General features: G+C 57.9%; 1 protein-coding gene. It reads right to left on the bottom strand.

What is annotated here, in order from left to right; genetic code table 11:
- A partial coding sequence (locus tag ACGF7G_RS21260) for a hemagglutinin repeat-containing protein (protein ID WP_387468188.1) occupies window positions 1-6,725 on the bottom strand: 6,725 nt, incomplete at both ends.

Raw genomic sequence — 6,725 nt, 5'->3', positions numbered from 1 at the left:
CCAATCAGTTGCGCCTGTTGCAAACGCTGCTGTTCTTTTTCCCTGTCAAATATCGGACTGAGGACATTAGCGGCGTTATCGGTATCGCCGCTCAGAGTGGCAATATCCTGCGTTTGGTGGTCCTTATCCCGGATAATCACCGCGCCCTCACTGACGGCAGCGTGCGTGGTACTTTCATCATGGCCGGCGCTGTTCGCGCCCACCAGAGTATTGGCGGCCAGATTGCTCAGTAATTGACTGCCAACGGGCCCCCCGGTGCTGATACCGGCACTCTGGTGTTCAGTACGGAAGTCCGCTTTGTTTTGAATGTCCTTAAAGCCCAACGTGCCCGTGTCAAGGGTGTTGTGGGCTTTGTCGGCCGTGCTGGCAATCACCGCGCCGTCAAGCTGAGTATGGTCCCCCACGTTCACCTGATAGCCCCCTTTCCCCGCATACAGCCCGGTTTGTTCCTGTACGCTGTCAAAATTGCTGTGGAGTTTGTCGCGGCTGGCGCTGAGGCTGAGGGTCCCGCCCGGTTGCGGGACCACGGTGGCACTGGCCCCGGCACTGGCGTTCTGCTGCTGACTGTCATAGCGGTGGCTGTCTTGTTCGCTACTGAGCGTCAGATGACGTTTCACCTCGGCGGTTATCTGTTCGCCGCTGACCTGCGCCCCTTTGAGCGTGGTGTCCCGGCCACTGTTCAGCTCGACGGTCTGTCCTGCCTGTAACGTGGTGTTATTGTGACTGACACTGTTGCCATTTTCATGGCCTTTGCCCCGACTGACATTGGCTGAGACATTCAGGCCGGTGCCCCCCGGTCCCGCAGTCAGGCCCACGCCCAGCGAGCTGCCGTGGCGGCTGTTTTTGCCGGTGGTCTGCTCACTGTTCTGACTGGAGGAGAGCTGAATATCCCGGTTAGCATTCAGTTGCAGGTCTTTACCCGCCTGTAACTGGCTGCCCTGAATACGGATATCCCCGTTCGGGCCTGTGGGGCCTTTGCTCTCCCCGTTAGCGGTTATCGTGAGGTTATCCCCGGCGGTGAGATGGCTACCCTGTTGGGTGGTCTGATGCTGCTGCTGTTCTGAACGGGAAGACTGACGCCCGTAGGACAGGTTAACCCCGGCCAGGTTGTTATTGCCTTTGTCATCACTGCCCTGAGCCTCCGCCAGTCGGCCCGCCTGCACGGCCTGTACCCCACTCAGGGCGGCTTTGGTGTGCTGTAACGCGTTGAGGCGCGGGTCTTCGGTCTGCTGCGCTTCACGGACCGTTTGCACCGCGCTGTTGACGGCACCTCCCGCCGTGCCACTCAGCGCCACGGTTAAGCCGCTCTGTTTTTGCTCGGTTTTTGTCAAGACCGTGTGATTATTTTCCGCACTGGTGATACTGACGCGCTGACCGCTGAGGGTCATGTTTTTACCTGCCACTACGTCACTGCCGTGAACCCGGAGCTGTTCACCTGCGGTGAGAGTGACGTTGCCCTGACTGCTACCCACCGTGCTGCCTTGGGTCAGCTGGCTGTCACTGTCCGTAGTGGTTTTTTGGCTGGCCTTGCCTAATGTGAAGCCGATACCCCCGGTGCCCATCAGGCCCGATTGTTTCTCCTGCCGTAAATGGGTTTCATCGTGCGCTTCGGCTACGGTGGTGACGGTGAGCTGATGACCGGCGTTCAGGCTGACATCCTGCGTGCCCGCCACATGACTTCCACGGATATGCAGGTCTTTACCGGCCTGGAGATTGACCTTATCGCCACTGAATGTGGTGCTCAGGGCCTGCCGGTCATGCACTTCGTCGTGGGTTTCCACTGACGACTTCGACAGCCAGCCTTTACTGGCTTGTTTGCTGTGCTCCACTAAGTCGGATGAGGCGGTACCGGTGGTCAGCGTCAGGTTATTTCCGGCCTGCGCCGTCAGTTGCTGACCCGCATTAATCTGAGCTGCGGTGGCCGTCAGGTCATGCCCGGCTTGCAATGTCAGGTCACCGGCGCTGGTTATCTGGCTGCCGATATCGGTCTGTTGGGTCAGATGGCGCGTGTTACCGCCGCCCCAGTCGCCGCTTTCTGTGTGTTGCGTGTTTACGGTCTCCAGCGTCAGGTCATGCCCGGCCGTTATCCCGGTGTGACCGTCTTTCCCGGCGTTCTTCACCTCACTGGCGGTTAATTGCACATTGTTGATGGCGCTCAGCGATAAGGTGCCGTTATCGTTCTGCACATAGATGCCCGCAGGGCGGTCCAGCCAACGGTTCGCCTCATCCCCGCGCACGGTTGAGGCACTGGTGATATCGCGGCCTTGCAAGCTCACCCGGTCATCTCCTTGAATCTGACCACCCCGGTTAGTGAGCGTCTGTTGGGCCGTTAAGTCGACTTTACCGCCGCGAATAAAGCCGCTGTTGGTCAGATTGTTGGCGGTCAGTTGCGTGACGTCACGCCCGCTTATCGTGCCGCTGTTGGTGATATCGCCCTGACTGTTGAGCGCCACCGTATTGCCGGCCAGCAAGGCACCATCACTACTGCTCAGGTCGCCCTGACGCACGCGCGCATAGACCTGCGGCACGGTGACCCCCTGCGTGGTGCCATCCGGTAAGGTCACGGTCTGGTTAGTCAGCCAGATAATGTCCGAGGTCAGCAGCGCCATCTGCGCCGGGCTGAGGGCCACGCCCGGCGTTAACTGTTGCTGTTTACCAAAGGCAATACCGGCATCCATCAGCGCTTTAAACTGCGCTTCATCATTGTGGTAACCGGGCAGATAACGCTGGCCGGTCAGTTGAGTGATTTGGTCGCGCACCAACCGCTGTTCATAGAATCCGTCCCCTAACCGTTTGTGGACCAGCGCCGGGTCATGCGTTAACTGTTGCTGCATGTAGTCCGAGCCCAGCCACTGTTTGTACTGGGTGAATTTCGGGTCGGTCTCCACCAGATAGTGGCTGTCACTGCCCGGTTGCACGGTGTACAGGCTGTTATCCGGTAATCGGGTATCGGGCGTGATAACGCGGATGACCGGGTCAACCGTTTGTCCTTTCACTGTCTCCGAGGGCAAACTCAGTGGCTGATTTTTGATACCGTTCACCGGTGTGACCGCCGTGGGGGCAGTATGTATCTGACCGGTTTGTCGGTCTGTAATCGTGATATCGGTACCCTGTGGACGGGTATGCGCCTGCCAGGCCAGCGTTTTCAGGTCGATGGTTTCTATGATGGGGGCAGGGTCATAATTGCTGCGGCTTTTCCCCTGTGAGGTTTTGGTCCCCCCGAACCCGAACTTTTTCTTTTTGGTTTTTTTTGCATACCAGTGGGTCTGGCTGCCGGTATCAGTGGTCACGCGTTCGCCCTGCGTGGCGATATTGTGCAGCTCGCCTATCACTCCGTCCAGCGCCCCGCCGGCGATAATTTGGCTGTCGTGATTGGTGACCTGTGCACTGTTGAGCGTCAGATTGCCCCCGGCCAGAATTTTACCGGGGTCACTCTGTTTGACCTGGGTTTCTTTGACGGTGCGGGTGTACTGATATTCGTAAAAGTCATTACTGCCGCTGCCGTCCGGCATGATGGCATCGTGCACGCCGTATTTATTGTGGCGAGAAGTGTCCACCTGTGACCAGTCGTAACGGGTGGTCTGGCCGCTCAGTACTGCGTCATGATTCTGAGACTTTTCCGTTTCGACGACCTGAGTGACCAGCCCGGCGTTGGTGTTGTTAATCTGGTCGGCATTCATCTTCAAGTGGCGTCCGGCTTCAATCGTCGCCGCGTGGTTATTGAGCTCTCGTGCCTGACCGGTAGCCGCCAGAGTGTTATCCAACCAGCCGCCGATGTGCATATCGCCCACGCTGTCAATCTGGGCATGGTCACGGTTGTTCAGTATTCCGGTGCCAATATCCAGCCGGTCACGCGCGGCAATCACGGCGGCTTTGCCACCCTCTGCGGTGTTATTCAGAGTCCCTGTCTGGAGCGCGAGCTGGTCACCGTAAACGCGCCCGGTGCCGGTGTTGTTCAGGGTGTTGGCCGTCAGGTGGGTCAGGCCACCGTCAATCAATCCGGTATTGTTCAGCGTATCGTGAACCGTGATTTGCGTTTGTTTGGCGCTGATTTCACCGGAGGCGCTGTTGGTGAGATGCTGTGCGTCAAGATGCAGCGCCTGACCGGCTTTTATCTGGCTATCATTGAGGAGATTGCCGGTCGTTTTCAGGGTCAGATTGCCATTGGCCGCCGTATTGCCGGTATGGTGAAAATCCTCAGTTAAAGTGACCGCCATATCGCCTTGTGATAACAGTTGGCCGTCACCGCTCAGAGCATGGGCGTTAATCGTGGCGTGCTCCCCGGCAATCAGCGTGCCTTGCCGGTTGTTAATCACCAGAGACGTAGGACGGGCCTCGTCGCCTACGGTAAGCTGTTTGCCCGTGGAGATTAACCCCTGTGCATTCTCCAGCGTATGACTCACCTGAGCTTGCAGGTGATTGGCTGCCCGTAAGGCACCCTGGGTATTGTCCACCTGTTGAGCGTTGACCGTCAGGTTTTGCGCTTCCACGCCGTTATCCGTCTGCGTTGTTTCCCGGTTAATCAAATGAGCGGTGTTCAGGGTCAGTTGTGCGCCGCCACGGATAAGGCCGCCGGTGTTGTTGGTTTTTTCCTGCACATTAAGCGTGGTATCGCCCACCGCCTGCACCTGACCGTGACGATTGTCGAGCTGATGAGTGTTCAGGGTTAAGGTGTCCGTGGATAACAATTTGCCGTCCCGGTTATCCAGCGCGGCGTGTCGGGTGTCGATAGCCAACTGTCCGCCTTGAAGATGACCGTGGCGATTGTCCAGTGGACCGCTGGTTATTGTGGTTTTTCCTGCTCCAATAATCTGGCCCTGCTGGTTATCCAGTAACTGCCCGTTAGTATCCAGAGTCAGGGCGTCGGCGGATTGTAAGGCCCCCTCGCGGTTTATCAGTTGTCGGCTGTGAATGTCCAGCCCGCCATTCCCGGCAATCTGTCCCTGAGTATTAGTGAGCTTGGCGCTGGTCAGCGTGGTTTTACCGTCTGCGGCGATTATCCCGCCGGTGTTATCCACATCGCCGGTGCGCAGGGTTAACTGCCCGCCGCTTAACACCCGGCCCGACTGATTGTCCAGCGTGTCTTTGACCGCCAGTGTCAGCGAGCCTTTTTCAGCGGCCACGAGGTGGCCGTGATGATTATCGACGGTTGTTGCCTTCAGGTTCAGGTTGCCGTTGCCCGCAATAGTGCCGTTTTGGTTATCCAATATCCGGGTGGTGAGGGACAGGGTATCTTTGCCCTGTTGTTGCATCACGCCGCCTTGATGGCTCAGGGTATCCGCGTTGACGGTTATCTGCCCGGCCTGAGTCTCGGCGTGGTTGAGTTGCAGTTCACCGGCCTGTATCGTCAGGGTGCCATTGGTGAGTAGTTTGCCCTGATTACCCAGCCACCGTTGGGTGTTGAGTGACAGTGTCCCGTTGCCTGCCAGTTGTACTGTCCCCTGAGTGTTATCGGCCTGATGCGCGGTGAGATGCAGCGCCTCGCCGTGACTGGCAATAGTGCCCTGCTGGTTGTCGAGCCGGTCGGTGGTGAGCGTCAATTCCCCCTGATTGAACACCCTCCCCTCACGGTTATTCAGGGTGCGGGTATGAAGCACCAGTTCACCGGGACCGGTCTGATTAATTTTTCCCTTCAGGTTAGAGATATCAGGCGTCGTAAGGTGGATTGCCCGCGCCACTAACTGGCCGCCGTCGTTGTTAAACTGGCCCGGTGTTTTCGCCGTCAAACGGTCGGCGTTGATGATGGCGTGAGCGGTACTGATGCCCAATTGACTGGCGGTGAGTTGAATCTGGCTAGCTGCGGTCTGGCTGTCGCTCAGGTCAATCTGTTGGCTGTGGATAGCCAGCGTATCGGCGGCCAGATTTTTCCCCTTCGCCTGAACCTGCTGCGCGGTCAGAGTTAATGAGCCGGGTAACGTGGTACGGCCTTTATCATCCAGCCCGGCGGCCCACACACTGCCGTGACCACTGTGTATCGTGCCTGCTCTGGCGGTGATATTGCCCCGTGCCTCAACCCGGCCACTATTGTTTAGTTGTTCGCCTGATTGCAAGGTCACTGTCGATTGCGACAGGAGTTTGCCCTGATTGTCTATCTTTGCGGTACTGGTTAACTGCAACGCGTCACGGCTGCTGAGGGTGCCGAGGTTCTCTATCCGACCATCGGCGGTGATATGGACCTCCCCGGCAGACGCGCCGATATTACCGGCATTATGCACCCCCACCCCGGCTTCAGTGCCTATCAGCCTGATTTTATGGGCATACATGCCGCCCAGTGCCGCCACATCCAACGCAAACGCCGGGGGATTATTATCAGCCGATTTTTTTTCAATTTGCCGGTGCGCAGCATCCACCCGATTGCGTCCGGTGGTCACGTTCAGGTCTTGCGCATGTAATCTGGCGTTAATCGCCACGGAGCGCGCAATAATATCGGTGTAACTTTGCTGTGTGCTGTCCATGCCGTGCCCGTCAATCCGCACTTCCCCCTGATTGACATCAAACCCTTTCAACCGGCCCTGTTCCATCAGCGCCTCGCCGGTGGTCAGCGTGGTACGATGCGCGTTGATAAACCCGCAGCCGTTGCAGGTGATCCCGGCGGGGTTAGCGATAATCACCTCCGCTTTGCGGCCAGCCACTTCAACCCAGCCATTGAGGTGACTGGGGTCGCGGCTGTTGACCTCATTGAGGATAATTTTCGCTTCCCCTTTGGCGAGCCAGGGGTTACCGGC

This window comes from Photorhabdus sp. RM323S (genome assembly GCF_042879375.1).
Classification (GTDB): Bacteria; Pseudomonadota; Gammaproteobacteria; order Enterobacterales; family Enterobacteriaceae; genus Photorhabdus; species Photorhabdus tasmaniensis.
Note: the sequence above shows the minus strand (reverse complement) of the source record. Positions and strands in the feature narration are given on the sequence as shown.